The organism is Methylophilus rhizosphaerae (assembly GCF_900100975.1).
GTDB classification, from domain to species: Bacteria; Pseudomonadota; Gammaproteobacteria; order Burkholderiales; family Methylophilaceae; genus Methylophilus; species Methylophilus rhizosphaerae.
Genome location: NZ_FNFX01000003.1, coordinates 161,048 through 185,794, shown reverse-complemented (window position 1 = coordinate 185,794; position 24,747 = coordinate 161,048). Strand labels below are relative to the sequence as shown.

Here is a 24,747-nt window from a genome sequence, read left to right as displayed (position 1 = left end):
TGTACGCCTCCATTACATTCCCCTATGTAAGATGAATCATAAAAATTAAAACATTTCAGACTGCACAAACTTAAGTCTATCTATCTCAATATTTAGCTTCAGCTTTTCTTCTGCCTTTTTTAGTGAGCTTTCGCTCATTATTTCGAGCAAATTTTGGAAATCTTCTACATTTTTTATTGCTTTAAAAGTTTTTTTCTTATTGATGAAAACTAAGGAGTATTTACTCTGCTTCAGTAACTCAAGAATGTTAGCCAGCGTTCCAGTACTTTTAGTATCCCAAATCATGAGTCCATAATCACAAACTTCAGCCATCTTCAAATCTTTAGATGTAAAAAAGGCTCGGCTACCAGGTTTAGCAAAAGTAGAAATCCGTTCCACTATCCAATTACCCAAATTGTTTCGTGGCTCTTCACCTGCACAATAAACTACAACGTTATTGGTTTGCCTTGAAAGCAAGTGTTTTTGAATTGCACTATCAACACCTCCAGCATCACCAATAAGCACTTGATAATTTGATTCAACAATATTTCCTATGCGTTCAATGACTTTTGCGTCAAGATTATCGATACTTATTGATCCAGAAATGAAAACTTTGTGCATTAGCGCCTCGTTACTGTAGCTACGTAAATTTGACCCACACGTGGATATGACCTTAATACGCGTGTAGCCGCTTCAAGAGATGCCCCTGTGTCATATAAATCGTCAATGATTAGTACATTATGAGTACCTTCAACAAGAACATTGTTGCAGGTAAAAGCATTCAATAACGCAGCCTCCCTTTCCTCTTTTGTTCGCATGTCTTTTAAAGCCGCTGTTGGAGTAGTTTTTACCAATAAATTCTCAATGCAAGGAAGTCCCATAATTCGTGCATACTCTCTTGCAATTTCTGCAACAGGCTGTCTTGCGCGAACTCTGGAGGCAGGCATTGGAATGACTAAAGAGGTGTTTTGAAAGCGTTCTGCGAGTGTTGTGGCCATTTGCGCGGCAATCAATGGAATTTGCGAGTAGTCAGAGCGATATTTTAATTGAAACAGAGCCTCGCCAATCGGAGGGCGTGTAGTTTCGTATTGCATATAACCATACGCATTATGCCCAATCGGAATACTACTCAATGTTTGCCAATCTAAGGAATAACCTAAGTCCCACTCCCCAGGTATATCTTTCACATTGACATCCATAATCCACCCTATTCTTTTATTCGAGCAAAATATTATGTTATTTGCTGAATATATCACCATACTATGTGAAGTTAAATTTTTATTTTTAATACCAATTAATAGGTCAAAACAGTCTACGATACAATCATCCGTCGCACCCGACGACCTGCCGCAATCCATATACTGCAAGGAAAGGCGACAAGTCGTCGAGTCGTCAGGTGGCTTTCAAAAGTTTTTTCTTAAGCCGCTTTTGACACCTTCGCCGATTGAATCTGCTTAGATGCACTGTTAGCTGCGTTCTGCAAAGCAGTGACTGACAGATGCGCATAACGTTGGGTCACTGATGGATCACTGTGACCTAGGATTTGCTGCACCGTGTATAGCGACTGCCCATCATTTACCAAGAAGCTTGCGAATTGATGCCTGAGGTCGTGCAGCCTGAGCTTTGGTAAACCTGCTTTCTCTCGCAGGTCTTCCCATACTTTGGCAATATTCACATAAGGCAACTTGGTACGTTTGTTGATAAAAAGATGCTCATATTCACCTTTAGTATCTAGCGCACTAATCTCAGCCATTGCAGCATCGTTAAGCGGGATTGCACGCATCCTCTTTGACTTGCTGTTAGTCGCTGGAACACGCCAGATACGTTTCTCAACATCTACACGCTCCCATTTCGCTGATAACGCTTCATTAAGACGCGCACCAGTAGAAAGTAGGAACAAGGCGATCCGGCACACACCTTGGCGTTTATCGGTACGTAATACTTCTAATAAACGCTGTAACTCAGCTTCACCCATGTAACGTTCAATCTGGTTATCTTCAGCGAACATCTGAATACGTGAGGCGGGATTAGGGCCTGAGATGATGCTCCACTCAATAGCCAGATTAAGCATGCGGCGAATTAGCTTAATGTGATGGTTAGCAGTGGCTGCAGCTAGCCCTTCATTCATCAGCTTTGCATGGAATTTCTGGATCTGTAGACGAGTAACATCATTCAACCTGCGAGTTCCAAATGCTGGTTGAATGCGTAACCGGTAAAGCTCTTCATCCCGACCCCAAGACCGTTTATGGGTCTTCGCATATGGCAGATAATACTCATCAAAGAATGCATCATAAGTAATCACAGCCAAACGTGATTTTTCTTCGGCACGTGGATCAGCACCTAACGCAATCTCAGCTTTAAGCGTTTTGACTGCTTCTTTTGCTGCAGCCAAGGTCATATCACTGGTGCGCCCAATCTTCTGGTGACAGGACTTATTGTTAACGTCTTTATAACGTAAGAAATATGTCCCTACCCCATTACTGGCCTCATTCACTGAAATATACAGACCAGATCTATCACTGCTGACCAGTTCAATCTTTTTCTTACCTTCTGGGCAAAATAGATTTGCATCTATCCATGCCTGAGTTAATTGCACTACTGCCATTTATAACCCTTTCAGATATGCCGGAGCCCTAAGACTCCGGAAATTTAAAAAATCTCCCACCGGGACACATGGCCCCGGCATAAGTTAGTTAGTGTTTATCCATGCCGCCTTGGATAAACTATGCGCTGATTACCGCTACATCCCAATCCTGCCAACCCGGCACTAACTTTGACTCAATTACTTTGTACCGCTGAGCCTCTTTGCTGGGCTTAGAAACAACTTCAATCGATACCGCATCATTTTCAACAATATATTTGAAACAACGCCCGGCACTTTGCAGTTGATCCCTAGCTGCCAAATAACGCCAGGTTTCTTCGCCAAGTAAGTGGCTTAAATTAAACCAATCCAGATGGCGGACACGATCCAAATTTTCGTGAATAGCGTCTTTAATTAATTGATAGACCCAGAACTTTTCTGATCTGCCATTTACTTGAATCAGAATTAAGTGATTGCCTACAAAAACGTCCATATTTCTTCCTTTAAATGATTTGATTAATGAGTAATTTTTTATTCTGCGGTGACCGCCTTAAAGCCACCGCGCAATGTTTAGTCACTTACAACTTCAACAGCACCTATTTAGTAAAGCTCGTTTTCAACATCCAAATTCTTAATGATGATCTGCCGCTCTTTGCCGCGCTTCATCTGTAACCTAATCCCTTGTGCCTCCAGGGAAGCCATCAGAGAGACTAAGCGCTTCGACATCGCTATTGGGTTATCCGGCCAATCACGGTAACGGTTACCATCACATACAACACCGTCAGATAATGCTCGGTAAAGTTGGGTGGGGGTACCTATCCAATCTCCCACCTGTGCCTTTGCGAAATTCAATAATTCACTCGTAAATACGCTATCCTGCAAAGCATCCAATTGACCTTCTACGACTTGGTCAGAGTAGTACTTCTGATAAGTACCCTCTGGAGCACCCTGCACCACTTCCATTGCCGCCAACCATTTAGAGAACTCCGCCATACGCTCCGCTTCTTTAAGCTTCACGTTAGGCAACACCGCAAATACTTTCGAAATCAGGTCTAATAACCCAAAATAAATATCTACAAAGTCAGCCTTTAATTGCTGCTGGAAATCTGCATCTGCTTTACGGTTAGCCTTGCTGATAGGCAGCAATTCGATCGTTACGCAGCGTTGAGCCAAATCGCTCTGGCTGATGAATGGGTGCAGCCCGTTCAGAATGACAGCGCCATGTAATGAGATGACCATGACATCAGCATCGGTATACAGCTGACGCGTGGTAATTGCTCCACCTGTAGCAGCAATGCAGAGTGCATCAGCCATTTTGTGTGAAAGAAAGCGCAGATTGTCATAAGCCAGCACGTGGCTAGACTGACTAGCAATCGCTAACTCTTTGCGGGTACTTGGAAATGTACGAACCCCAATACTGCTTGGGTCAGCAAACTGCAACAGCAATTTTGACATCACCGTTTTGCCAGTCCCTTGTGAGCCACTTAAGACCAGAATAGGAAACTTGCTACTGTCCACTTTTGGTTGTGCTATTGAGAATGTGAGCCAAGCTAAGGCCAATACTTTGGCTTCAGGACTCATATTCAAATACTGGTCCAATTTCGACACATCACCAGCTGTGACTTCTTGAGGCAATGAAATAGCTCCCATATGTTGGTTACGCGTGAACATGGACTTAGAGTCTGCATCAATAAACGCAACTTGATTAGGTTGCACAGAGATGCGTCTTTGATATTCATCGCCCAGATCAATTTCAATACCGGCTTCTGTTTTTGCCACGCGATAAAAGGTATTCGCTTGCAGCCCTGAAATCTGAGCAGCCCCTTTCAATCGCTCGTTGATATCCTCGAGGTCTTTAGCTTTTAGCACTTGCCCTACTGCCGCATACTTCTGACGGATATGGCCATTGAGGTATTTGGACCCAATTTTTTCGGAATACGCATTTGGCATATCGAGCATCAGTGCGCACTCATTCCTGTGTTGGTCCATAAACACTTGAATGTTTACATTGGCTTTTAATATTGTATTGAGTAGCCCTTGAGAAGCTGGGCTGGAGATATTGCTGATTGGATTTTGCATCCTAACTCCTTAATGAAGTTGTTGAAGGGATGCGCACTTTAAGACCGGGGGTGTCCTCCCCCGCAAGTATCCCCTCTAAACTTTTTTTGGGGATACTCCAGAATAGAACAAGAATTTAATTGGTAGCTTCAGCGATGATGTCCTCGTCCCGCATTTGTTGCCATGCATCATCAAAGGTTTTAGTCGATTTGAAGATTGCTTTTTTCTTTAGCACTAAATCTTTGACAGCCGCTTTAACGCCCCTATGTCCCTGTGCTTGTCGCGGAAGTTGCTGGGGATTTTTATGACCTAACTCAGTCAATGCGTTGAGAATTTCCTTTTTGCGTATGTGATAGATAGGCACACGTCTTTCGGATATATTTGTCAGCGTTTGCACTTCTACCATCAGGCCTTCCAAATTGATGGTATAGCCTTTCTTTTTAGCCCAGGCTACAAGCTTAATTGCTCTTAATTTATGATCATGAAGGTATAGATCGCCACCCTCTATAGCATCCAAAATTTGTTCGTGACATTTGAGTGCATCGCGGACGAAAACGTTATCACGTACTGACTCATCATCTCCCAAACTGTCTAACTCATTGTTTAAATAATCGACTAAAGTGAGTGTGTCCTCATGGTTACCTAGATCATCATAGTAGATAAATGGGTAATTCTTTAAGGGATGACCCAATAAGGCAATCACGGCTTCTTCTATTGTTAAAAGTGGATTCAATAAAACGCGATATCCACCCCACTCCTCGTCATATATCACCGGCATAATTTCCCTTAAGATTTTTTATCAATGCGAACCGACGCACCCGACGATTCGTCGCCAAGCCATATAGTATAAGGCACCTAGGCTAGCGTCGAATACGTCAGGTCGTCGAGTCAGCGAATGGAGTTAGTCCACTGACTCTAAAATCGCCTCCGCCTCAGCATGCTGTAATGCAAAGTCACGTAGCGCATGGAAGTGCTCGCTGCTCATCGCAGCCAGTGCAAAGATTTTCGTAAATGACAAATGACTGTAGGCATACAAGCAAACAATAATGCCGAACGCCTCTTTGGAAACTTGGCCTTCATAACCATTCTCACAAACAATCCTAACTGGCTCATCTATGTCAGGCACCATGAAGAAACCGTTATTGCTTAGCGTATAGAAGTCCCAATAAGCTCCCTGATATCCAGGGCAAAGCATTCTGGCGATGTTGTAAATGGCTGGTTCAATCTTAAATGGGAAATGCTGTTTAAAGTGCTGGGCAGGGATAGTGATGCGTAATGTTTCAGGGACCAATGCGGCGGTGATTTTAGTCATTTAGTACTTTCAAAAAATAAGTGGAGGACCTTCTGCCCCACCAAACCAACAGACGTGACAATGCCTCAGCCAGTAAGCTGATGTTTATGCGTGTCATGGACTGGATGGTTTAGTGAGGCAAGGAGTAAAGAAAAGGTGTCGAGACTTTTACTGCTGTATGTCTAGGTATGACTGCTCGCAATCAAAGCCAGCCATTAACTTGGCCTGGTCAGCCACGGCGGATGAAACAGCGTCGTCTGAAATATCCCAGGTCAGCACAGCTTCAATGGCTTGAATAATGTAATTCTGGTTAGCAATACACATGGTGAATCTCCTTATTTAAATTTGAAGTAACAAAGCAAAAGAATCAGGGCGACAACAGCAACTGCCCATAAGGGGGTTGGATATAGCAATCCAATAATGAACAGGGTGTAAAAAGACATTTGGGTCTCCAAAGTAAAATTGATGTTGAAAGTGGTCTTGCCAGAAAGGCAGGCACGGTAAGATTCCGGCTCGGTATTAAGTCGGTATTAACTTGAATCTTGAGGGTTGTGCTGAATAAGCCTTGTGTGGCTTGGTGTAATGGAAGGGTGTATTGCTGGAGTAGCGGACTTATTCTCCGTCACAGTGGTGATGGTGCTTAAAGCTAGGACTTGTTGGAGTTTTGCTTTTTAGTGGGAGCTGATTTTGATGAAGAGGTTTTGGCACCATCATGGATGTTACTGACTTTGATATCAGTGCCTGCTTTGATAAGTGCCTCTATTACTTCAATAACAGGCTTAGGGTCACAACTGACATAGACACGTGGATTATCCAAGTCACGCTCTACCAGTCCTTCGACATACAGCACTGCAAAAATAAAGCCAGGTGTATTGGCTGATTTTCCCTCAAAGATGCCATGCAGTGAGAATGAGGTGAGTGGTTTTTTCGCTGATTCCAGTTTAGTCAGAATAGTGTCCAGCTTGACCCATTCATCACTGAAATATCCTCCCCCTTCATTCTCTGCGACCCGGATCATGATTGAATCTTGGTCATCAATACCGATGTGATAAATCAGCTTGAATTTAGCGGACAGGTTCAGACATTCGCCCACTTTGACGATACGTTTTGTTTTCATAAAACTATTCCTAAAATTAATGAGTGATTGAATTTGAAACGGGACAATGAAGGCATTGCGCTTTCATATAAGATGCTGGTTTTTCCGCAGTGGGATTTAGCTACAACTTAGCTCGCGGTGTTCATTTACTCTGGCTTTCGCCCATAGTGATTTTGGGATGTAGTAAATATCGCCACCCGCATTGTTCCAGCAATAGCCGAAGACTGCCCAATCACTGTGGAGGATGGTGCATATGTCCCACGCCAAATGTTTATCAGTCACATTCGGCCATCTTCCGTGTTGATCAGCCCATTCTTGATCGAAGGCAACAATAGCTGTCAGGTCAGTCTCAGATTCACAGATAAATGCATCCCCACCGAGATACTCATTAAAACTGAACTTAGCTGATAGTTGACCTGATAGCCAGGTAAGGCTGTCAGTATTAATGTCGGTATAAGTGCTGATGTTAGGTGGGATGTCCTGGCAGGCATTCATGAACATGAAAGCCAGGTATTGAATAGCGACTAGCGGGAACTGGTTAGTTTTGTAGAGTTGATGTGCTTGTTTGAAACTGTTAATTTCGACCATAGGTCTCCTTTGCAGAAATAAAAACCCGCACACCTTTCGGCATACGGGCTGCGATTTTGAAATCCTGAACTGCTGGTTACAGAATGAAGAGCAGGTAAAAGATCAAACCAAACACACTGACAGATACAGCTGCATAAACGAGCGTCATCGCTATTGCATAGATTAATGGGCCAATAAATCCCCAGACCACATCCCAGATAAGCCTAATGACGTCCTTTAACAAACCTGAAGGATCACCTCTTCGCGCAAAATATCTGCGCTGCTGGTAATCAATAATTGCCCCACGAATATCATGCGAAATGCAGTCAGCCATAAAGTGAGCATTTCGACTCACAAATGGACGGTTAGCAGTAGTCAGTTTGTCCAACCCATTATCTGCCATATCGACCGACTTTTTAGCTGCATGGTTGATGATGGAGGTGTAGGTTCTTTTCTTGGTAATAATTAGTCCTTTCTTAAATAAAAAAGCCAACCCCGGGCTGGATTTGGCATTTAGTGTTACCTTTGTGACTAGCTACTCAGTGTAATTTCCACACCATGAGCCATCTACAATTTTATTGTTCTTGATACACTGATATGAAACATCTTTGGCTGTCATGCATGCTGAATATTTTTTTGCACGATCAATAGTGTTCTCGTCTCCTTCAATCATCTCAGGCGGGATCCAAGTTCTATCGGTAGCAGGAGTGTAAATACAATATGTCGTTTTGGAATATTTGTTGTACTGACAACTCGTCGTTGCATATTTAGCATCCTCCCAATACCCTTTCCGAGCTTGAACGTAACCCATTTTCTTGGGATATGCCTTCCAGGCTTCATCCACACATTGATAATGATCTGTTTTGATCATCGCTTGACTGTTCGTTGGATGTGACCATTTTCCAGGTGTTTTGGGAATGAGCCCGCAGCCTGTGAGCATGAACGTAATGGATAAAATACACACTAGTAAAGTGTGTGTTCTTAATAGCGTTGGCACCAATATATTCCTAATCAAATAATTTTCCCTCCTGCTGCATATCAAAAACAATGCCACTGAAGCAAAGAAGATTGGCATATAAAAATAAAGCTGCACCTGTGGGGACATTGAATAGCTGATGCAGCCCTTCCCCTTGAAATTGAATGAAATGGGAGGTGTAAATCATCATTTGCTCAATAAGCAAAAGAAACGAAATGATGTTGAGAAGCAGATAACGTGCAGGCTTTAAGGACTGTCTTAATAAGATTGCCGCTAACGGATAACTCCAGAGCACAGCAATCAGTAATACGCCTCCATAAGACACCTGTAGCCTGGCTGCATAATCGATATTTTCTGTCAGCTGCCAGGGCAATAGAAGTGACAGGAACACCAGAAAAACGGCAGCGGCCATGATTTTTTCACCATGCCAAATCGCTTCCCAATAAGAAAGATACTTATCAAGCAATGGTCGATCATCACGGATTTCATTAGGCTGAGCAGCAAACAGCACTCCACCCAATAAGGTGATAAATGCACCGATCGCGAGATAAGTGTATCGCTCTCCTAATAAAACAATATCAAACAGGTTGCCGGCTAGACCATTCAGCATATTGAACGCTGACACTACAATGATCAGGCCGGAGACAATTAGGCTTGTAGCAAAGATTCTCAATTATTTTTCCTTTCTTTTTAGGTAGGGCTCTATCTTTAATATAAGCCTTAAAACTTAAAGTTAAGTATAACTTAACGAAATTAATAGGCCAACAGTGTAGAAAACTAACTCACCCAAAACAGAGTTAGAATGAAACCAGAACAAGTAATCGCTAAGCGTTTGAGAGAAGCTCGGGAAGAGCTAGGATTGACTCTTGAAGCCGTAGGCGTACTTGCTGGCATTGATGAGGCCACAGCTAAAGTCCGCATGAGCCAGTATGAGAATGCGAGGCATACCCCACCAATATCCATGCTTTTTAAGCTAGCATTAGCACTTAAGAAGCCTCCAGCATGGTTCATAGTCGAAGATGAGCTTAAAGAGCCTCTAGCAATCATCAACACTTTAAATAGCACTGCTAAATCAAAATTTATTGTCGAGTTGCAAAAACAACTCGAAGACTCGAAATAACTTGACTCAAGCGCGAGGCTACCAAAAATTGTTCTCAAGAAGCGCTGGCAGATAAGGCCAACATTGATAGGTCTTACATCGGTGGTGTAAAACGTGGCGAGCATAATGTCGCGGTGATTAATCTGCTGAAGATTGCAGATGCTTTAGAGATAAAACTTAGTGACTTACTGATTAGTTGCGAGATTTGATTTAGTCTCCTTCAATTAATAATTTCTGAATAATAAGAATTACAGTTCCCTGCCTGGACAAGCTCCGACTCCCACGCCAAGCCAACATAACGGCCCACGATCACCGCCGGGATTACCTCGTATCAACCAGCCGCTGATTGCTTGGCTATGGCTCAAAGCGTGCAACCGAGGACAGGATTTGGTGCTGCGAGTGGGTGAGTTTCGGTGTTGGCGTGAGGGTGAGAAGTTGAAAAACCGAAAAAGTAGCGGAATGCTGAAAAACTGAAACTTGGAATGCGACGATTCCAGGCAAGAAAGCTTTACATGAAATTGCGGAAATCATATACGCTATCAATCATATCTGGGTTTTGTTGGATTATTTGTGCGAACGCTTTTGAATAAACAAGCGTGACAGGGAGTTTTTTGTAAAGTGTATTGTTGTTCCAATCCATTTTAGTTAGTCCAATAATGCCTGCACAAGTCTCATGCCAACCACCAGTACCGGTAAAACGACGTAATAAAACGGGAGACGGTGTCGGCTTAAGCGCCCCCTCTTTATAAACATTGTATGATGGGCTTTCAACATGGACTCCTTGCACGCTTCCTTGTGTCCAAAGTAAGGCTTCATTTTGCGATAGTGGTATGTATGTTCCTCGGGCCGTAGGGTAGTTATAGGCATTTGGTGGTGAATTATTATCGAACCTAATACCTTTCCAGTCCGTTGCTTTCACAATTTGTACCAATTCGACTTCTGTTCCATCTCGAAAGCTATCTAATGCGCCCAGAATTTCCTCTTCCTTAAATTCAGTATTTTTATGAATTGTTATTTTTCTGGGAGTACGCCCAAAATGTCCTCTCTGATAAATCTCTAAACTACGAGAGAGTACAGATTGCATTTCGTAATAAGATAAATAAGGATTCTTGCGAGCGTCCTTCGTATACTCCGTTGCATCGTAAGCAACAAACTGAAACCCTGTTCCATCAGGATCAAAAAGCTGGCTGCAACAAGTCGAATATTCGTTTCCTGCTTGATCGGTCTTTATCGCATAGCTGATTCCAATATATGCTTCATCTGGCCGTAGCCCAGCAAGCTTCCAAGGAACTCCGTTGGCTTTCGCGTACAAAGCCACACTCAATCCCCATAAAACATTTGCTCGGCACTTTCGATCAAGACTTGCTTGTCGGATTATTTGAATAGGTATATTTGACGGTGCGCAGAATGCTTTTAAGAAATCATGAAAATCAAAATTTTCTCCCTCAAAGCATGCAGCCCAATGCTCGGGAAGATATAAAAGCGCAACGTCAAAATCACTACGCATCTGTTTAAGTTGACTTAGACACTGAAGTAATTCTTTCGCCAGCTCAAGTTTCGCACCAATACGGGCATGAGCTTCTAAGCTATCTGGGAATGTAAGCTTAAGGCGGCTGTCAATCTCAGCAATAGGTATTCTGAATATATCGGAAAATCCAGGATAATTTGGATAATAATTTTTTGCTTCTTTGGGCTGAGCCTTACCCTTCAACTCTTCGACCAAGGAAAGCAACTTTCCAATACCTAAGCGGGGTTCCACAAGCGCTAGACGCAACTTGCTTGGCATGCCATATTTTAGGCCGAACGGACCATGCTGAATCAATCCCAACAGAGGGTGTTTATGTTTTCCGTTCCCTGCAAAGAGTAAATCCGGTTCGGGTAATGCTGTGTAACCTGATAATTCGCTAAAGTTTGCACTCATTTGGATAGAGCTCTCTGTGAAAATCCGGTTCTTGTGTTAATAGAAAATGACGGATTCTCGGCTTTTTCGCCAGACATGAATGCGGAAAATGATACTGATATATTTTTAGCGTCTGTGCCGAGAATAAGATGAGTCCATGCATTAAGGATTTCATTGTATTTTTTATTGTATCGGTCGCTACGCCGCTGATCCAGAAAATCCACCGCCAAGTGCCTTGCTCGGCTTGGCCAAATCCAAATATCTGGGTCGATAAGAAGCCAATTCCTGTTTTCCTTTCTCTCAAAGGACACGCGTAACGCCTCTGCCCAAAAAACTGGTTCGGACGTATCGTGGAATTGATCTATTTTCGTTTGCAAACCAGGGATTTTTCCATAAACCTGCCCTACAACATTTTTCAACTCATTAAATACAGATTGATCTTCAGTATATGTGTCTACGATAACAAATGAATTTTGTTTATTCGTCCTTGAGATGAGAGGTTTACCGTTAACAATCGCTTTGCTTAATGCCTCTTCAATTATTCCTTTGATGTATAAATTATCCTCTAGATTTTCCAATAGTGCATTGAAATCAAATGGCTCAATAGCTCTGACATCTTGAAAGTTTGCCCGAATATCCGACTCTGTTCCCCAGCACAAAACCTTTTCTGCTTTAGTTAATAGCAATCGCCCTTCTGCTTTTCGTTGAGCATCTTTTAAATCCGACCATTGCTTTGGTGAGTCGAAAGTTAGGCTATTGCATGTTGTCGGAATCTCAGTTAGTGGTAGTGCATTAAGTCTAAGAAGTGGCTTTCCTCCACCTGGGTTTCCTAATGGAATGGATACCTCAGTTACCTCAAATTTTCGGACTTTCTCATCCAGCCCGTGTTTTTTGTTCGGTGTATTACGCCAAAGACGAAGCATAAGGGAGTCAAAAGTTTCGACCTCAACATATGCGGCCTTCACTCCTTTGCTCAGTGCAAATTCAATCAGCTCTTTCACTACGGATGGAGCCCTGGAGCCTTTAATTCCAGTCCAATAGAGGCCATGCGGAAAAGGGTTATGCCCTTCTAATGCTTCTTTAAATAAAGCAATGATACTGGCATCTCTTCCGCTGTAGCCGGCGACTATAAAACCGAAACGACTACTCGCTACCTTCATACATTCCGAGAGGTCATGGTTTTGGTTTGATAAATCCTCTGTAAGATTTTTTATACTGTCATACCTAAAATCACCGTGGAGCTTGCAATAAATTGGATACTCTTCGTTATTCAGTGCCTGTACTGCGGAGTGTGCACCCTCCAAATGGTATGCAGAAATTGAGTTTCCACTGACTTCAGCGACGCTTTTTTCGACAATACTGTCGAAATTCGTAGTGAACACTACTCGAGTGAGCTCAGAGGAGAGAAATGCCCCTAGTACTCTGTTTCCAACTGATAGAGTTGCCTTATCTTCTGCTAGGATTCCGCTAAGGTAGCGCCGTTGACGCTCTTTATCTGTACCAAATATTTTCTCAAAATAAGAAGTGTATTCTTCAGGTGCCCACTCTTCCGGGAATCCTTTGGATATCATATATTGTTGAATACGCGTCCGAATGCCTTCGATCTGTACTTCCTGCCTTGATATGTCCTCGTTTTCTTCACTGCAGTAATACCGACGCTTTAAGTCCCATATGATATCCATGGCTGTTGGCAATCCAGAGGTTCTGGATGAACCCGCTCCGAGAAACCATGCAAAGTTCTGAGGACGCTCACAGAATACTCCAGTCAGTTGTCCCTGATCCACTACTAGCCCCCTTAATTGATTGTTGCGCTGTATATGTTTTAAATTTAATTATTCAGTTCATATGGTTCTAAATTTTTTGCAACATCTAACCAAGCAAACTTAGTAGCTTCACTGATACCTTCGAGACCTGGAAAAAGTTTTTTCGCTGTCATCCCAACGATTACCAGTTGTTTAACTATCTTGTAGTAGTCATCATTCTTATTTTCAAACACAAACTCAACCCAAGGTGATTTATAAACTAGTAGTTTATTAGTTGTTGGTAAATTCTCGCTTAGCCACTCTTCGACATCCAGATCGATCTTGCTTGGCACCATAAATAGACCGTCTTGGGCCTCTTGTCTAGGATTGAGCAAAGAACCATCAATAAACCCTACAAAATCAATTTCAGATGCTTTGGCACCAATGCCATACTCGTCAAGACTGGGATTAAGAGGTACTGTTTTCCCCTTATATTTCTTTAACTTCCCTCTTGCCTCTCTCGAACATTGTCGAACAGTATCAAGATGCAACGAGTGAATACTGAAAGGACCTGAGTTAGGTTTTGCTTCTCGTATAGCAAAGAATAAAGCCGCAGCAGGATTAAATGTGAAGTCTAGTAATCTAGTTGGACTTCCATAATGTTGCATTAACGCCAGCCATTGAAGACGATCAGTTTTTGCTGGTATGTGAGCTAAATGAATATGAGCAGAACCAGAGAATCGATTTAATAGTGCTTTTTCTCGAGGGTACCAGCTTGATGTTTTTAGAATATTTCCTCTGTGATCTTTTAAAAACCTATGCAAACTTGATTGAAGTTTCCAGTCATCCACATGCCCAGGATCAACATTGTATTTAGAATGCCCCCTATAAATCCAATTTCGTTGGCTCATCTTTTCCACCTTTTGAAAGAAATCAAAGGCGCAAGTACATTTAACAATTTTAGGCGACATTTAGAATTATCTTTTTAGATAGTTTAGGGTTTATTGCTTTTGATCTCAATATTGCTAAACAGGAGTATAAGCACTTCAATGTAAAACTCTAAAACCTGAATTTACTGATCACGACTTTTTACCCTGCTATAACTCGTTCCAATATTGTTCATATATGGCTTAATTGCAGATTCAGTATTAGCCATAAGAAACTACGCTTATCTTTAGTAATAGGGAACCGAAAACCTTTATGCTCCTGATATTCAAAGTGTTACATACCTGAATCGAAGTATCAAAATAAGAAAGCACATATATGGCTATCTACGCAAAGCCTGTTAGGGTATTAATCAAAGAGATGATAGCTGACCTCGCTCCTACTCTTAGAGATTCATTTGACAGAGAAGAAGCATTAGCTTGGTTCAAGATTAGATACCCGAAGATCAAAGCAGGTACTATTTCTGCTCATCTCGTTCGCTTCAGTATCAACGCACCAAGTCGGCTGCATCACAATCCAAAGTCAGATGAGGATGTTTTATACCAAATTGATAAGAGTAGGTTTAGATTATTCAATCCAAGCATTGATGGAAAACCTTTTCTTTCCAAAATTGATGAGGAAGAAAATTTATTTAGTTGGAATAAATATGAACTCAGTACAGCCTTAGACGCATACATCGAAATGATTAATCTTGAAGCAGCGCAGCTACCATATTCCAAATTGTCTTTTTACAGGCGCGTGGCTGAAAAATTGGGCCGCTCTGTAAAGTCGATTGAATATCGCATGCAAAATATATCTGCTGTCCTAGATGAAATGAATAAACCCTGGATCACTGGTTTAAAACCTGCCGGAAATGTAGGGACTAAGGTTAAAGCACAAATTGTTGCTTTGATAAAAAAGAAGGAATCTCAAACAAACAAAAAAGACAAAATTTCTTATAAAGAAAAACTACCGTCAATGAGAAATTGGTTAATTAAAATTGCCAAACAACAAAGCGTGGTGACCTACAGTCAAATGAGAGAAGTTTTTGGTGTAGATCGTTTTTCATTAAGGCACGCAATGGATTTCTTAGGTCATCAAGCTGCAGAAATGAATGAACCGATAATTACTGCATTGATTGTTAGTAAAGAAACAGGGTTATGTTCTTCAGGTTTTGCGAAAGAATTTGGTGTTTCTGATGATGAATCAGAAAGGAAGGCTCTTTACAGCTATTGGAGGGAAAATTTTGAAGAGCCTTCGAACAATGAGGCAGAGACAAATGAAATTGAAATTAAAGCTGCAAGATTCGTCACTGTAGAAGCGCGACCAGACCAGGCAGCTTTTAGACGAAGAGTATTTTTAGCATGTAATGGTAAATGTGTTGTGAGCGGGTGCGATGTAGTAAAGGCTCTTGATGCAGCACATAAACAAGATAGAGACTGGAGATTGGGCCACAACACCTCCAACGATGGATATCTACTAAGAAAAGATCTTCATGCACTTTACGATAATCGATTAATGGTTATCACTGAGAGTGGTGAAATCCAATTTGACCAATCAGTTTTGAGTCATTATCAGGAATTTATGGGTAAGAAAATAATTCGAGCAAATGACCCAATTTAACTTGCTCCCGCCCGGACAACTTCAAACTCCAACGCCAAGCCAACATAACGGCCAACTATTACCACCGGGATTACCGGCGCCAAAACGCCAGCCTCTGATTGCTTGCCTATGGCTCAAGGTGTGAGACTATGAGACCGCTTTGGAGCGACAGTGAGCGAGTTTTGGGGAAATACTGACGGGCCAACCGGCTAAAAAATCCTGAAATGCCGGAATTCTGAAAAGCTGCAAAACTACACCTACTTGAAAATAGTTAAATTCTGAAAACTGAAAAGCTGTGTTCAAATACTTAAACTAGAAAAGTTATGATGAATGCTTAGGTGACTGAATGTGCAACGATGAATTAATTAAAACAGATAAATTAAAAATTGCTATTGGAGGGACAGTTATCAGCTTTCAGTTTATTGAAAACGACCTTGCTTATTTCATTGGTAAGCTTTTACTGCTCAAAGAAGATAAAGATGTGCATCGGATTTCTGCTGCTATGAGTTTCAAACAGAAAGTTGATTTCTTTTGTGAAATTTATCCGACTCGGCGATGGAAAAATTGGCCTGAAATGAATATCAAAGCGGTCAAAAATTCTTTGGTGGCCGCTGAAGAATTTAGGAATTCAGTTGTACATTCTTTTTGGTATGTAAGTGGAAAAAGGAAAATTGTCTGGATGAGAAGTAAAGGCTCTTTAAGGTCTAAAGTTGGATTGAATCATGTTGATGGGATTGCGGACATACGTGCATTGGAACAAGGTGTGGAAGCACTAAAGAAAATACGTGATTGGTATCTTGGTAAAACTGAGGAATTGATTACTGAAACAACAAAAATCAAAAAACTGACTAAAAAACTCACTCGCCAAGTTAAGTTCTCAGTAGAGCATTGAGAAAAGAAAAACGGCTCACATTTCTGCAAGCCGTCTTTTGTGTTTTGGTAGGGTGTGCGGGGATCGAACCCACGACAAACGGATTAAAAGTCCGCCTACCTTCATATCCCAAACAAAAAAGACCCAAGGCGTTAACCTTGAGTCTCTGTAAATGGTGGCCCCTCTGTGAGTCGAACACAGCACCAACGGATTATGAGTCCACATTGTTGAGGCACTATGCTTACCATTACGCAACAATACATATACTTAAATTACGTTATGCAACTAAATAGATGTGTCACCTGACTATAGCGTTGAACTTTTGTTGTATCTCTGTACGATTGTGCCTGAGTAATGACATCAAACATCTTACGCTTGAAGAAAGGGGCAAATTTTGCGCGTCCTACTTGAGATGGTTTAGCGCCCATTCGGCTACAAAGCCTCACGTTCGAAATCATCTGGCCTGTGCTCTCCACGCTTGATGCGCGCAATGCGATCGTCTCTGAACCGAAGTCCATCGCGTAACAGATACAAGAGAGAGACGGCATCTTCTCCGCCTGGGCCGAGGTCGAAGAAGGTTGTTGAATCCAGGTAGTACAGAGATACTGCATTCAGCAATTCTTCCAGAGAGGCTAATGAAGCCTTGACAACTGCGCGAGATGCAGGAGCAAGTGGCTGAACACTTTGGCCAAGCGCAAGATCGAGATCACGATGGGCAAGCCTCCTGTTGCGCCAATCTCGTGCGAACTCACAAGCAGCAAGGGTAGTGGCGGTGAGAGACTCGACTTTCGTACCGATGGGGGAGCTGGCCAGCAGTGCAGCAAGCTGGCGCACACTGAGGTTTGCCTTGCCCATAGACTTTGGTGGATCGGTCAGCCGAGCTAGATGAAGAAGCACATCCTCCCAGAGAGTATCTTGAACCGTGCGAATCATTGAGGGCGCAGCCTGATTCAAGAGGTTTATGCGCTCAGGGTTGGTGCCGAACAACGCTACATACTGAGCCCACTTCTTGTGGATCCAGGCTACTTCTTGCCAAAGTGCGCTGTAGATTGTACCAATCTCTTCACCCATCTTGGCGATGTGATCGGTCTTCGCTTGTGCGGCCGTACGTTCGGATGCGGACATGATGCGCCTTAACGTAGTGCTAACCGGCTCTGCGCGGCTTTATCGCGCAGCGCCCTACGCCCACAGGGAACGAGGTTCAAAGACATGTTAAACGTTGCCGACACCTAAAAAGCCTCATATCGTCTACCATATTTTAGTTGCAACAACTGCAGCCGCAATATTTGCGCAACTCTTCGGCAGACGAGATATTGATTTGAACTGGAAAACATTTAGCCCCAGAAAATTGCAGATAACGTGACCTATGACGTCCATTTGTGAATGAAATCACTCCTTCTACCACATCTTGAAGCAGACCAAACCATTTCTTTCTGGATGATAGTTCAAATGAAACTACGGGCATTTCAGGCACACCATTTCCGTTGGGATCAAGAAATTTTTGTATAGCTTCTTTTCTGTCTAACTGCCATCTATCAACCGTTGGAATTATGTATCCAGGCATTTCTCTTGAAAAGCACTCCATGAATGCTGCAGTATCAACAACAACTACACAATAATCATTTCTATCAAAACGACGTTTCAACTTAACAAAGTTATATGGCGTGTGATTGGCAGCTAAAGGAACCGTCCAGATTTCATCAGTATGAGTGACCATAAGTCTTTATTATTAGTTGAATTTTAAAGAATGTCTTAAAGAAACACTGAGGAAATGCTTCTCTACTTAAGCTGGGATCTAATAGTGCTCTTCTTAAATGATTATACGTTATAATCGATTAAGAGCAGTTTTGGCAGTTACTAGTTTAGCTTCTTGAAATGAAAAAACCCGCCATAAACGACGGGTTTCTTTGTTTTTTCGTATGTCTAAAGGTGGAGACTTAAGTCCGCGTTTCCTCTAGCTAACCTAAATTATTATACATAAATTATCTCATTTGTCAACACTTATGCCTGTTACACCACTAATGGCTGGGTTTATTTGCGAGACCATCACAAGATCTAGGCTCACTAGTTTTCATGCTAATGTTGCTGGCGGCAGTGATTCAGATGCAGTTAGATTGTATTTGTGGAATGCAAACCTTTCGTCCTCTTTGCTACTACCTATAGCGCTACTAGAAGTTGTGCTTAGAAATGCCGTTTCAGAGGCAATTAGTAACACATATGGGCCTAACTGGCATCAAAACAATGCATTTATATTAAGTCTTCCCGATCCAAAAGCAGCGTATTCGCCTCGCCGCGATCTTATTAACACAGCAGCTCAACATCAACTTATCGGCAAAACGATTCCGGAGCTTAAATTTGCTTTTTGGCGAGATATGTTTACAAAGCGCCATCAAGGACGAATTTGGGGAAATGAGTTAAGAAAAGTTTTTCCTAATGCCCCTCATGCATTGAGTGAGAGTGCGGTCAGGCTTCATATATATCACTCCCTAACGCAGATTAAAACTCTACGTAACAGAGTAGCTCACCATGAGCCAATTTTTCAACGAAACACTCAAAGTGACTTTGATCTTATTAAAGAAATTATTGAAATGCGTTGTAGCGCCAGTCACTATATGCTTTTGGAAAATGAAATATTCACTCAAACATTGGCCAATCGCCCATAATTGATTGTTTTATTCGCTTAGTATTTCTAAAACAAAACTTACTTGTTAGCTTTATTTCTTTTGTTAGTGGTGTGTTTCTTGCACTTTGAAAAACCTTGTTGAACTCATCGATTAATATTATCCGTCTTACTTGATAGCAGGTAGTCTTCCACCTGGTGCAACAATTTTGGAGCTAATTGACCGTTTATTTTTACCAATCCGCCAGCTGAAACTGATATTTGACCCATAGCACTTTCGTAAGTGATTTCATACGTACCAGTGTCCACTTTATATTTAGATCCCTGGAGAACAACTAGTGCATTGGGGTCGATACCCTGTTTTGAAGAAAATTCCATTCTAGATATTAAGTCTTCAGCGATAACAACATCACTAACTTTTAATCCAATTAATTTGATAGAGTCCGCATCTACGAACACTTTCATGGGTTCAAAGTTCGTAAATGACACTGGCTCACTTATGAAACCGAGCCCCACAATAGACTCGATAGCATTCAATAAGTCTTTAATATTTCTGCCAGGATTATCTACTCTGATAAACAAATTACCACGAATATCAATGACACTAAAGTCAACATAATTGACATTCAGAATATCAGAATAGGAAACATTTCCGTCTAAATCAAAACTTGTAACTACTACTTTAGTCTTCCAATAAAATCTAAATGGAGATTTCTCCGCATCCCTGTTCAGTATCGCAAACCCTGAATTACCTTCATTGGTGTAGGGACGTTGTAAAAGAACTTCGGACAAACTGACCATCTCTTTAGGTAGACGAATGTTGTACCAACGATATCTGACTAACATTATTCAGTCACCGTAGTCGATTGCATTTGAAACTGTTGTCTTAACTCAATAACAAGTGCACGAGCTTTAGCTTCAACAACTCTAGAAATCGAATCAATTTCTTGCTTGGTTGGACCCCTTCTTCTTGTGGATAATGCACCGTCCTCAAAAGGATATACACCACTCAATATAAATGAAAAACCAGTACAATCCTTCGGATCGGAGAATACAGCTTCGATGTCATAAACATTACCCACACCTGTGTTTTCTTGGGTCGTCCATCCAATTTTAGTTATGTAATATAGGTTGTTATCTAATAGCCTATTTAAAATTTCAGAGCGAGTGACACCAAAACCTCTCAGTGCAACTCGCTCAACATGATTATCGGTATCAGAATCTGTCGTTTCATCTTCGCTTTCATCACCCTCTTCCAGCTCAGGCATAGCTTTATAAACAAAAACATCAGTTACATCTTTTCGAGTAAATCCAGGAAGGCTACTTACTAGATCATGAAAAAATTTTGATCTCAATTTTGGGCTTGTTATATCGAATAAAGATACCGCTTTTCTCTCGAGTGGTTGAGTTGTGTCTTTATCCAAATTGCCTAATATGCTGTCACGTACATTGTTCAGATAATCATTATGCGTGTTTCGAACAATATAGCCATCTGCAGTTTTCTCAAACTCAATAATTCCGTCTCTAACTTGCACTTGGGCAAACTCACTGAGCTTGTAATCAATGGTTGAATACTGAACATTCATTGTAAAAATATTCCCATCGCGAGTGACTTGCACTACGTCGCCGGCCGCTTCTAATTCATGTTGCAATTTACTACACGCGGCTTTAACTGACTCAATATCATTCTGGCCAATAATATCCATTGAAGTAATTCGTTCTCTACGTGGTGTAATTCCAAGCCTTGAAGAAATGTCTTTATGATCAAAGTAATCATGTCCCAATCTAGCAAAATAATTTGCTAACTCATCTCTAGGCGTTTTTTTACTAACAATGATATTTCGACGTTGGAATAACTTGAAAATGGTTTGCAAATCCACCTTATGCTGGTTTAATGCATCAAAAACATTTTTATCCGTAGCGTAATAAAGTGATGCTCCATGAGAGTTATTTTTCATTCGCGCCACCCCATATCTCCTGGATTATAAGTAGCAGTTACGCTAGTGATTCTGTCGATTTGTATTTTATCTAATAAGGCCTCTCGAGTTTTATCAAACCCCCAAGACTTTACATATTTCTTCTTGGCCAAATGAAAAACACTTTTCAAATCATCCGTTGACTCTGTATTTGTTACTCTAATTCTAATTTTTTCCTCAGACTCAAGCATTTGATAGCGCGATAAAGTGTCTAGCAAATACTCGAACTCTTCTGAGGTTGTTCCGTCTCGATTGTAATAAATCAGGTAACCAGGACCGAAGTTATCAGCTGCCTTATGCCTGATTATTAAGTAGGGTCCAGTAAGTGACTCCACAGTTGCTGGTTGCCCCCAAATATCCCTTTGCCTTCGATTCATAACCAAATCAGGATAATAAAAAGTGTAATCTTTTGGTGCCTCGCCCAGTCCTCTCAATCGCAAGATATCATTAGCAATACTAAACAGTCTTTGGATGTCGTGAGGCCCCAAAAAATGCAATATTGAACCGTGTGAAATAGGCAATGAATATAAATCTATTTTGTTTATGGCATCGTAAAAAGACTTTTGGTACTCATTGTCGTGGTTATGGACAAACAACATTCCTCGCACTTCATATGGTTCATCTGAAGGAATGGAATATTTAGACCTCAAATCTGCAGACTCCCTCGCACATTCGACTGTCATACACATTGACTTAAAAGCACCACGGAGTTTAGTAGATGTAATCGAATCGACTTTATAACTTTTTAGATCAGTAAGAAGATATATCTTTTTTCCTAAGTACGGATCTTCATAAAAAAAGATCACATCGGCAGGATGTGAGATTTTGGGAGAACCCCCATCACTTTTATGATCCTCATTGGTACATTCAAAGTTGTCATCCATTTTGGGGTGAAATTCCCAATTAAAATATTGAAAAATATCTTTAGATAACTTGGCGGCGACTTCAGCAATATTGATTGTTTCTGACATGATTCGTTTAGCCTTATTTTTTTATTAATAAACAAAAGCACACCCTAGAAATCTAACATTACAATACAACATCTATCTATGCCACAAAAATACAATTCCTAATGCGCTAAACTAAAACTTAATAAGCTTTAAGCTGCCTTCAGGTCAGCACAGTGTCCGTACTAAATTAAGTCCACATTAAATTTTATTGGCATTTCCACCTCCCGAAAGCCGTGCACCAATTCCCAATCCACCGGCAAAGCTAATCAGCGGTATAAGTAGACGCTCTGCAGGATCATAATTTCCTTGAAAGGCAGCAACAACACTACACCCCCCTACAACAATTACAACTAGTGCTCCTAATCCAATAATGTATTTTTCTAAGGTCGCTTTACCAACGCTAGCCTCGTGACTTCGCTCAATGAAGCTTTTAATCAATTCTGCTGCATGCGGTGCGAGCGCATCAACTAGTGGCTGCCAATTAGTTTCATCTTTTTGTTGTTTGTCTTCTAACTCTTCACTCACGTCAATTCCCCCAGAAAATTAATCGGATTTTTTATAAGGCTAACTATAAATCGATAATACCCAAATAGATTGAATGTTTGGTAGAGTTGTTTCTAGGTAGTCGCTGAAAAAATTTAAAAAAATCACTATTTTATTAGGAAGATTTAGATGTCTATCGAGATTCCAAACTCACTCTCAGAGGTACTAGATACTTTTGATCAAAGAATGCCACCGATAGACGAGCATTCAGTAGCATCTGAACTTAACAAAGTTGCAGATGTTGATACGTTTTCTCCAGCTCAACGCAAAGCATTTGATGCCGAAATCTATGCTTTCAATTTTCAACCTGCGCGCGGTAAAGATTTCGGAGTATGGGGAATCTTTTGGCACGAATTAAGTAGCGTCACAACAAAATCTGGAGAAACACATTTGTTTCCAGATATTAAGCTAATTGATGCTGAAATCTTAGAGCATTGGAATCTTCGCTCACAAGATGTTAAGCACCCAGTTCTTAAAGCGCGCTATTCCGATTTGATCTGGGAAGTAGGGAAGTATTTTAACAAGCAAATTAAACATAAAAATGAACCTAAGCGAACAGTATCCAAAGAAGTATGTACTAGAGCTGTAAATGCATACGTTGAAAGTGTTGAAAAAAATCTGTTCGAACATGAATTTACTGCATGGGATCGATTGGAGAGAAGCTTAGCGTTGTCAATTAGCGTGAAAGATGGAGACCTTATCCAGGTCGTTAGAAAAGCAATTCTTAACTTCACACAAACTCGAATCAAATCTGGCGAAAAATGGATGTGGAGTCGTTTTGATAAGCTTATGTGGGAAAACTCAATAGCGCTGCAAATTAATGACGACGAAAAGAAACTTGTCATTGAGGTTTTGGAAAATACCCTAAGAGTGACTTCAGACTCCTCTAATAAAGGGAATTTTGATCCACATTTCTCAACATTAGCCGCAGATAGATTGCAACGCTGGTACACCCAGACTGGACAGAAGGATGAGGCGAAAAATGCAATCGTTTTGTCTTGTAAAGCATTTGAAAGTGCAGCAGAACTGGCCAACGCAACATTAGCCATCGCCTGGCTTCAAGATCTAATACCTCGCTACAAAGAAGCGGGTCTATTAGATGATGTTGCAAGGATTGAGCAGTTAATTTACAAACGCTTTAAAGAGCCAGATAACGGCATGGCGACTTTCGAGACTTCCATAGAGGTATCACATACGGAAATGGATGAGTATGTACAGAATTTTCTTACGGACTCTAAAGAGAATTCACTCGAGTTACTTGCTATTCACTTCATGCTCAGAAAAAACGATTTGAAAGACTTCGTACATAAGTCCGCTAAAGAAGCCCCTCTTTCCGCATTAATTGGTATCAGCTTAATAAATCAAGATGGGCTAACAGTCGCAACTATTGGATCTATTGAAGACGATCTTGAAGGAAGATTAATTCATCAAGCTACCACTAGCATTAACTTAAATAACTTATGGTTAGATCAGGTATTGAAGAGAGTCTTAAGTCATCACAATCTAAACGCTGAATCTTTAACAGAATACTTTGAACATTCTCCTTTGTTCCCAAAGGAAAAACTTTCATTAATTAAAGCCGGAATAGTTGCTTGGTTTGAAAAAGATTACCTAACCTGCATACATATCCTTGTACCCCAAGTTGAGGCAGCACTTAGAGAAGTACTCAGGTGCTTGGGTGGTTCAACAATTAAACCAGCTAGAGAAGTTAATGGCTTTAAGTTTATTGGTTTAGGCGACGTCCTTCACCACCCATTAATAGAGCAAAAAATTCATAGCGACATTCTTTTTCATTTCAAGGCGCTTTATATTGACGCGAGAGGAATCAATTTGAGAAATGAATTAGCTCATGGACTAATTCGAGCGGAATTGTTGGACAGCAATACTGCGAATCATGTAATTCATTCCTTAATTCTCTTACGTTGCCTTATTAAAAAGGTAGATGAAAAACGGCAATAACAAGGTTAATCAT

26 protein-coding genes and 1 pseudogene are annotated in these 24,747 nt (G+C 41.2%); 6 read left to right on the top strand and 21 right to left on the bottom strand.

Annotation, left to right across the window (positions count from 1 at the left end; translation table 11 throughout):
* Nucleotides 1-45: 45 nt before the first annotated feature.
* The 12 genes from BLP53_RS07730 to BLP53_RS07675 all read right to left on the bottom strand — a co-directional run bounded on the left by BLP53_RS07730 (nt 46) and on the right by BLP53_RS07675 (nt 9,221).
* Nucleotides 46-600 carry a hypothetical protein gene (locus BLP53_RS07730; protein ID WP_091471593.1) on the bottom strand — a complete coding sequence of 185 codons (555 nt, stop codon included), beginning with the start codon at nt 598-600 and terminating at the stop codon, nt 46-48.
* Complete coding sequence (locus BLP53_RS07725; protein WP_091471592.1) at nt 600-1,178, bottom strand: ComF family protein; 579 nt, start codon at nt 1,176-1,178, stop codon at nt 600-602. Before BLP53_RS07725 ends, BLP53_RS07730 begins: the two co-directional genes overlap by 1 nt.
* 218 nt (nt 1,179-1,396) lie before the next feature.
* Nucleotides 1,397-2,584 (bottom strand): site-specific integrase, encoded by a 1,188-nt coding sequence (locus BLP53_RS07720; protein ID WP_091471591.1) that lies wholly within the window; start codon nt 2,582-2,584, stop codon nt 1,397-1,399.
* Nucleotides 2,585-2,702: 118 nt separating this feature from the next.
* Entirely contained in the window at nt 2,703-3,053 is a 351-nt protein-coding gene (locus BLP53_RS07715) for a DUF1413 domain-containing protein (RefSeq protein WP_091471590.1), read from the bottom strand.
* Nucleotides 3,054-3,160: 107 nt separating this feature from the next.
* Nucleotides 3,161-4,639 (bottom strand): hypothetical protein, encoded by a 1,479-nt coding sequence (locus tag BLP53_RS07710; RefSeq protein ID WP_091471589.1) that lies wholly within the window; start codon nt 4,637-4,639, stop codon nt 3,161-3,163.
* A gap of 115 nt (nt 4,640-4,754) precedes the next feature.
* Nucleotides 4,755-5,396, bottom strand: coding sequence for a hypothetical protein (locus tag BLP53_RS07705; protein WP_091471588.1), 642 nt, complete (start codon nt 5,394-5,396; stop codon nt 4,755-4,757).
* 123 nt (nt 5,397-5,519) lie between these two features.
* Complete coding sequence (locus BLP53_RS07700; protein WP_091471587.1) at nt 5,520-5,930, bottom strand: antirestriction protein; 411 nt, start codon at nt 5,928-5,930, stop codon at nt 5,520-5,522.
* A gap of 147 nt (nt 5,931-6,077) precedes the next feature.
* Nucleotides 6,078-6,233: a hypothetical protein gene (locus BLP53_RS13655; protein ID WP_176755237.1), complete on the bottom strand. Its 156-nt coding sequence runs from the start codon at nt 6,231-6,233 to the stop codon at nt 6,078-6,080.
* A gap of 322 nt (nt 6,234-6,555) precedes the next feature.
* Nucleotides 6,556-7,026, bottom strand: coding sequence for a hypothetical protein (locus BLP53_RS07695; RefSeq protein ID WP_091471586.1), 471 nt, complete (start codon nt 7,024-7,026; stop codon nt 6,556-6,558).
* 96 nt (nt 7,027-7,122) lie between these two features.
* Nucleotides 7,123-7,593, bottom strand: a complete 471-nt coding sequence (locus BLP53_RS07690) for a hypothetical protein (protein WP_091471585.1) — start codon at nt 7,591-7,593, stop codon at nt 7,123-7,125.
* A 76-nt stretch (nt 7,594-7,669) separates the two neighbouring features.
* Entirely contained in the window at nt 7,670-8,065 is a 396-nt protein-coding gene (locus BLP53_RS07685) for a hypothetical protein (protein WP_091471584.1), read from the bottom strand.
* Nucleotides 8,066-8,579: 514 nt separating this feature from the next.
* On the bottom strand, nt 8,580-9,221 hold the full coding sequence (locus BLP53_RS07675) for a hypothetical protein (protein ID WP_091471582.1): 642 nt from the start codon (nt 9,219-9,221) through the stop codon (nt 8,580-8,582).
* Nucleotides 9,222-9,350: 129 nt separating this feature from the next.
* Between BLP53_RS07675 and BLP53_RS07670 the strand changes: the two genes are divergently transcribed.
* Both BLP53_RS07670 and BLP53_RS13900 read left to right on the top strand, forming a co-directional pair.
* The gene (locus BLP53_RS07670) at nt 9,351-9,668 is read left to right on the top strand and encodes a helix-turn-helix domain-containing protein (RefSeq protein WP_091471581.1); all 318 of its coding nucleotides are present in this window, start codon (nt 9,351-9,353) and stop codon (nt 9,666-9,668) included.
* Nucleotides 9,669-9,691: 23 nt separating this feature from the next.
* Nucleotides 9,692-9,856: pseudogene (locus BLP53_RS13900) on the top strand (helix-turn-helix domain-containing protein); the annotation flags it as partial.
* 299 nt (nt 9,857-10,155) lie between these two features.
* Here the strand turns inward: BLP53_RS13900 and BLP53_RS07660 are convergent.
* The 3 genes from BLP53_RS07660 to BLP53_RS07650 form a co-directional block, all read right to left on the bottom strand.
* Nucleotides 10,156-11,568, bottom strand: a complete 1,413-nt coding sequence (locus tag BLP53_RS07660; protein WP_091471580.1) for an argonaute/piwi family protein — start codon at nt 11,566-11,568, stop codon at nt 10,156-10,158.
* Nucleotides 11,565-13,229 carry an SIR2 family protein gene (locus BLP53_RS07655; RefSeq protein ID WP_218119029.1) on the bottom strand — a complete coding sequence of 555 codons (1,665 nt, stop codon included), beginning with the start codon at nt 13,227-13,229 and terminating at the stop codon, nt 11,565-11,567. The genes BLP53_RS07660 and BLP53_RS07655 overlap by 4 nt, the downstream gene beginning before the upstream one ends.
* 146 nt (nt 13,230-13,375) lie before the next feature.
* The gene (locus tag BLP53_RS07650; protein WP_143001359.1) at nt 13,376-14,260 is read right to left on the bottom strand and encodes an FRG domain-containing protein; all 885 of its coding nucleotides are present in this window, start codon (nt 14,258-14,260) and stop codon (nt 13,376-13,378) included.
* Between the two features lie 292 nt (nt 14,261-14,552).
* On the opposite strand from BLP53_RS07650, the gene BLP53_RS07645 reads away from it, so the two are divergent.
* Entirely contained in the window at nt 14,553-15,836 is a 1,284-nt protein-coding gene (locus BLP53_RS07645) for an HNH endonuclease signature motif containing protein (protein ID WP_091471578.1), read from the top strand.
* Between the two features lie 325 nt (nt 15,837-16,161).
* Complete coding sequence (locus tag BLP53_RS07640; RefSeq protein WP_091471577.1) at nt 16,162-16,707, top strand: hypothetical protein; 546 nt, start codon at nt 16,162-16,164, stop codon at nt 16,705-16,707.
* A 411-nt stretch (nt 16,708-17,118) separates the two neighbouring features.
* Here BLP53_RS07640 and BLP53_RS07630 read toward each other — a convergent pair whose 3' ends face one another.
* Together BLP53_RS07630 and BLP53_RS13570 are read right to left on the bottom strand one after the other, a co-directional pair.
* The gene (locus BLP53_RS07630) at nt 17,119-17,811 is read right to left on the bottom strand and encodes an AbiU2 domain-containing protein (protein ID WP_091471576.1); all 693 of its coding nucleotides are present in this window, start codon (nt 17,809-17,811) and stop codon (nt 17,119-17,121) included.
* 133 nt (nt 17,812-17,944) lie between these two features.
* Entirely contained in the window at nt 17,945-18,403 is a 459-nt protein-coding gene (locus tag BLP53_RS13570; protein ID WP_143001358.1) for a plasmid fertility inhibition factor family protein, read from the bottom strand.
* Nucleotides 18,404-18,689: 286 nt separating this feature from the next.
* Here BLP53_RS13570 and BLP53_RS07625 point away from each other — a divergent pair, with 286 nt between their 5' ends.
* Nucleotides 18,690-19,349, top strand: a complete 660-nt coding sequence (locus tag BLP53_RS07625; RefSeq protein WP_091471575.1) for an Abi family protein — start codon at nt 18,690-18,692, stop codon at nt 19,347-19,349.
* Nucleotides 19,350-19,453: 104 nt separating this feature from the next.
* On the opposite strand, the gene BLP53_RS07620 is transcribed toward BLP53_RS07625, so the two are convergent.
* From BLP53_RS07620 to BLP53_RS07605, 4 genes are all read right to left on the bottom strand, one after another.
* Nucleotides 19,454-20,152, bottom strand: coding sequence for a hypothetical protein (locus BLP53_RS07620; protein ID WP_091471574.1), 699 nt, complete (start codon nt 20,150-20,152; stop codon nt 19,454-19,456).
* Complete coding sequence (locus BLP53_RS07615) at nt 20,152-21,264, bottom strand: hypothetical protein (RefSeq protein ID WP_091471573.1); 1,113 nt, start codon at nt 21,262-21,264, stop codon at nt 20,152-20,154. Before BLP53_RS07615 ends, BLP53_RS07620 begins: the two co-directional genes overlap by 1 nt.
* Nucleotides 21,261-22,253: a PD-(D/E)XK nuclease domain-containing protein gene (locus BLP53_RS07610; protein WP_091471572.1), complete on the bottom strand. Its 993-nt coding sequence runs from the start codon at nt 22,251-22,253 to the stop codon at nt 21,261-21,263. Before BLP53_RS07610 ends, BLP53_RS07615 begins: the two co-directional genes overlap by 4 nt.
* A 177-nt stretch (nt 22,254-22,430) precedes the next feature.
* Nucleotides 22,431-22,757: a hypothetical protein gene (locus BLP53_RS07605; RefSeq protein ID WP_091471571.1), complete on the bottom strand. Its 327-nt coding sequence runs from the start codon at nt 22,755-22,757 to the stop codon at nt 22,431-22,433.
* Between the two features lie 147 nt (nt 22,758-22,904).
* Between BLP53_RS07605 and BLP53_RS07600 the strand changes: the two genes are divergently transcribed.
* Complete coding sequence (locus tag BLP53_RS07600; RefSeq protein WP_091471570.1) at nt 22,905-24,734, top strand: DUF4209 domain-containing protein; 1,830 nt, start codon at nt 22,905-22,907, stop codon at nt 24,732-24,734.
* Nucleotides 24,735-24,747: the final 13 nt, after the last annotated feature.